At 61.1% G+C, this 4073-nt stretch carries 5 protein-coding genes; 1 reads left to right on the plus strand and 4 read right to left on the minus strand.

Going from position 1 to position 4073, the window contains the following annotated elements:
- Positions 1-67: 67 nt before the first annotated feature.
- Both MJ783_RS22320 and MJ783_RS22325 read right to left on the minus strand, forming a co-directional pair.
- Entirely contained in the window at positions 68-937 is an 870-nt protein-coding gene (locus tag MJ783_RS22320; RefSeq protein ID WP_239313632.1) for a prephenate dehydrogenase, read from the minus strand.
- A 1422-nt stretch (positions 938-2359) separates the two neighbouring features.
- Positions 2360-2959: a transposase gene (locus MJ783_RS22325; RefSeq protein ID WP_239313635.1), complete on the minus strand. Its 600-nt coding sequence runs from the start codon at positions 2957-2959 to the stop codon at positions 2360-2362.
- Here MJ783_RS22325 and MJ783_RS22330 point away from each other — a divergent pair.
- The gene (locus MJ783_RS22330; protein WP_239313644.1) at positions 2847-3092 is read left to right on the plus strand and encodes a hypothetical protein; all 246 of its coding nucleotides are present in this window, start codon (positions 2847-2849) and stop codon (positions 3090-3092) included. The two genes, MJ783_RS22325 and MJ783_RS22330, sit on opposite strands and share 113 nt — an antisense overlap.
- Positions 3093-3377: 285 nt before the next feature.
- On the opposite strand, the gene MJ783_RS22335 is transcribed toward MJ783_RS22330, so the two are convergent.
- A complete protein-coding gene (locus MJ783_RS22335; protein ID WP_239313638.1) occupies positions 3378-3764 on the minus strand; it encodes a type II toxin-antitoxin system VapC family toxin in 387 nt (128 codons plus the stop codon).
- Positions 3761-4073 (minus strand): CopG family transcriptional regulator (locus tag MJ783_RS22340; protein WP_239313641.1); only part of this gene is annotated, 313 nt, incomplete at its 5' end. The genes MJ783_RS22340 and MJ783_RS22335, both read right to left, overlap by 4 nt.

The raw sequence follows: 4073 nt of genomic DNA on the forward strand, positions 1-4073 counted from the left end.
GTCCCAGCGCGAGGCGGGCGTCGGATGTCGCCTCTACCACCTGATACCGCCCGTCGCTACTTCTTTCTCAGTAATGTGCCGCTGTCTGACGTGAAATCTGCGCCTGCCCACGTACACCACGCTGCAGCAGTCGGCGCAGTTCCCGAAATCCGTAAGCACGTTTGTTCTGACCTCCTCCGGCAAGTGCCCGCATCGCCTTGATGGCGATACTTAACTCTATGTTCACTTGCTCCATTACCTCGGCGATGGCAGCGGCGTTAGCAGTTAAGATCTCCGTCCACAGGTCGACGTCTCCGGCTGCGATCCTCGTCATGTCTTGTGCCCCCGTGCCAGCGAGGCGAAGTGAGAAAGGATCTGCTTCGGCCAGCCGGCTCGCGACCAACGAGGACATCATGTGGGGCATATGGGAGATCAATGCAACCGCACGATCATGAACAGCGGCGTCGGCAACGGTGGGGATGGCACCGCACAGCGCCACCAGTTCCAATACCTGGTCAAGTACCACAGGCTGAGTATCGTTGGTGGGCGTGAGCACCCAGGGCCGTCCACGGAACAAATCTGCCCGAGCAGCCAGAGGACCTGACCGCTCACGTCCTGCCAGAGGATGACCGCCCACGTAGCTTGACAGGTCGCAGCCTAGGAGCAAGACAGCATTCTGCAGTTGTAGTTTGACACTCGCGACGTCGCTGTATGCTATGGCCGTTTCTTGCTTCTGTAACTGCGCGAGAAGCCCAGCCACCTGTTCAGGGGGTACCGCTAGTACGGCAAGGTCCACCTGTTCACTCGGTGGATCTGTCCGACCCGCGCCAAGGGATACTGCGGTACGGAGTGTCTTCGGGTCAGGATCAGACAGATAGACCTCGATGCCCTGGGAACGAAGGGCCAAGGCCACCGAGGTACCGATCAACCCGACGCCTGCGACAAGAACTGTGCGCATATCGTTTCCCCTTCGGGGCTTATTCAGAACTGCCAGTACAAGCGATCTATATCATGTATCGTCCCAGGTCAGGACACTGCAATCGATCTTTGTTGGGGAGTTCTGAATAACCCTCTTCGCATCAGTTTCAGTCGGCTATTTAGCAAAACGGCGGAATCTGTCATCGACGCGATCTTGATTGCCCTTATCTCCATGGAGTGCAGTTCTTTTGGAGGGAGATATTTTCCGGCTGAGAAGCCGAATATAGCAGATATGTCACCACCTCCAAAAGAGGATCAATATGAAATAAAGAGGGCAAAGCGCGGGTCGGCGCACCCCTCGCAGCTAACGGGGCTTCGCCCCAGCCCGACGAGGCATGTTCGCTACCGGCTCCGATTCCAGCGCAGGCTCACGCAGGGCCCTGCGGTCAGCCGGCCGACCACCGCCGCCCGCTATGCCTAGTAATGAGACCAGGGCTTACTAATCCGAAATGGGGTTACTGGACCGAAGGCAATCGCAATATCGCAGGTCAGGGCACGTGCTAAAGTCCAGTAGCCTAGATTCCCTTTAGTAGAGCGCCCGGCAATAGGGGCGTGGATCAAGGAGCGGGGCTGGGTACGCACCTCGCCGCGTTGTCGTCGGTCGCCACCCAATACCAGCGTGACTCTCTCCGCCGCCTTGCGATGCACGCACCCAGCCCCGCTCCTTGATCCACGCCCCTATTGCCGGGCGCTCTTAACGCCGAAACTACTGGTCAGGTGCGCTTTCGTCGTTGCGCCGTGGAGCAGGTACCCGTTACGATATGTCAACTTGGCCCGATCTTCACGGCTTTGGCCGACCTGGCCAACTAGAGGATCATGAAGATCGAATCTCGACTGGCGTTATAGTTGTCACCTCGACACCTAATTCCATGATCAGTTCTTGGATAAAGATCTAACAGTAGCCTCAAATACGGACAGAACATCCTTCTTGTCGATGGCGATCTCCCTGCAAATGATCTGTACTCATCTCCATGCCCCTCCACCGGAGTTTTTGACGATGTCAGTGACCGGTGTTGCCGTACAAGCTACCGCTTCATAAGTTGGAACTTCCCGATGAACCGCGCCGAGCGACTCTGGCTCAACTCCCGCGAGATGGTCTCCCGCTCCTCGAATGCCAACGCCTCGCGCTGACCCATCCACCATCCGTTCTCTCGATGCTACTGATAATAATCCTATCGGAGTGTCGCTACAACCATTGAATCCATCTTCTCTTTCTTCGATCTTTTGCGAAAGAGATCAACTTTGACTAAGCGTAAACAAATTTAAGATCATTAGCAGGCTCTCGGTTTGATTTTTTAACCTGCTTGCTTCTCCCTCGTATCCGGCTGTGGGGTTCCAGAACCCCGGTTCGAGCGGTGACCTGCGTGTTTGCCAGGGCGTACCGCAAAGTCGTTGATGCTGGTCAGGTCGGGTTTTCGAGGCCGAGGATGGCGATGAGCAGGGCGGTGTCGTGCCGGATCCTGCGGAGGGTGGGGCCAATCCGGGTGTGGCCGGCGAGGCAGATCAGCCCTATCGTGATGTTACGGAGTGTGACAGTAGCGCGGGGCGGGGGGCCGGTTCGGACCTGGGACGCATCACCATGGAACGTGACATCGCGGACCCAGCGGACTCGGTTTTCTATGGTCCAGCGTCCCTGGACGTAGCTGGCGAGTTCGGCGGCGGTGATCTCGTCGAGCGTCAGGCTGGTGATCACGAAGGCGGTGATGGTGGCCGTGGTCTTCTCCGTGACCCGGCGGCGGCCCTTGCCTCTGGTCACGGTGCGGGTGACGCGGCGGCGGATCCTGGCGACGGCGCGGGCATGGGGATGGCGGGCGCGGATCGCGTTGCTGGCCGCGATGTAATGGATCGAGTGTGACTCGAACCGGCCGTGGCCGTGGCCCTCGGCGGGTGTGGCCGACCGGGATCCTGGTCCAGTCGGCGGCCTGCTGGCAGTCGACCGCGAGGGCGGGGGTGTTGTTCTTGACGGTGAACACGAAGTGCGCGCCGAGCTCGGCGACCACATGGCCGGTCAGGGGACAGTAGCCGTGCAACTCGCGCAGCAGCGGGGCGAAGGCGGGGACCTCGTTGCTCTTCGGGCCGATCGCGTGTTCGGCGAGCACGACACCGGTGGTGTGGGTCGCGGCGGCAGCAGGTAGAGCACCTGCCCGCCGGCGTCGCGCGCGCCGCGCAGGGCGGTGCTGCGGCTGTTGTGGCTCCGCCGGTTGACGACGGATCTGCGCTGTCGACTGGACGGCTCCGGAATCGGCATTGAAAGCCGGAACAACGAGACAGGGCCGCCCCTCGATAGGGGGCTGTCCGACCTGAGGTGTAAGTGGTCTGCCTGATCGCGCCAGGCGTGGCTTGGCGGGAAGGACAGATCATGGACGAGACGATCGATATGGACGGCCATGACCGTGGCGACGGTACGGGGTTGTTGGCCGCTAAACCTTGACGATTGTGAATGGTCGGGCGTTCGGGAGGTGCCCGGCCAGATGTTGAAGATCCCCTGGGTCGGATGTGTACACCACCCCACCGTGGCGGGCAGCTGACAGAGCGACGATCGCGTCGACCCCGTCACTGGTACGGGAACGACCTAACAGTTCCCCGACAGCGCGCGCTGCCGTCTGGTCGACCGATTCGACCAGACAACCACGGAGCAGTCGCGCGAGGCGTGCCTGTCGTGCCCCGTCCCGCCAGACCTGCCAGATGACCGGCGCCGGGACCACGGGGGTGATGCCGCCGGCCAGTGCCTTGATGTGGCGGGCCCACATGCGTTCGTCGTCACGTTCGCCAGCGACGAGGGCGCCGGCGTCATAGAGCAGGTTCACGCGGTTCGGCGAGGGAGTATGCCGGCGTCTTCCAGCTCACGTTGGGCCTCGTCGAGGATGTTCTGTGGGAGAGGGCCGTGTTCGGCCTCCCATTCGCGGGCGGCTGCCAGACCGTCCGCGATGACGGCTTGCCGGTCGAGTCGCTCCATGATCGCTTCGCGTACCCACGCAGACAGCGATGTCCCCGCGGTGCGGGCGGCGTCTTCGGCGCGGGCGCGGAGATCGTCACCGAGGTACAGCGGAGTCGATGTCGTTCTGGCCATGTCTGCCAGCATATCCCGATGCGAATCGCATGCGAATCTACTCCCA

This window comes from Protofrankia sp. Cj3 (assembly GCF_917627355.1).
Taxonomy (GTDB): Bacteria; Actinomycetota; Actinomycetes; order Frankiales; family Frankiaceae; genus Protofrankia.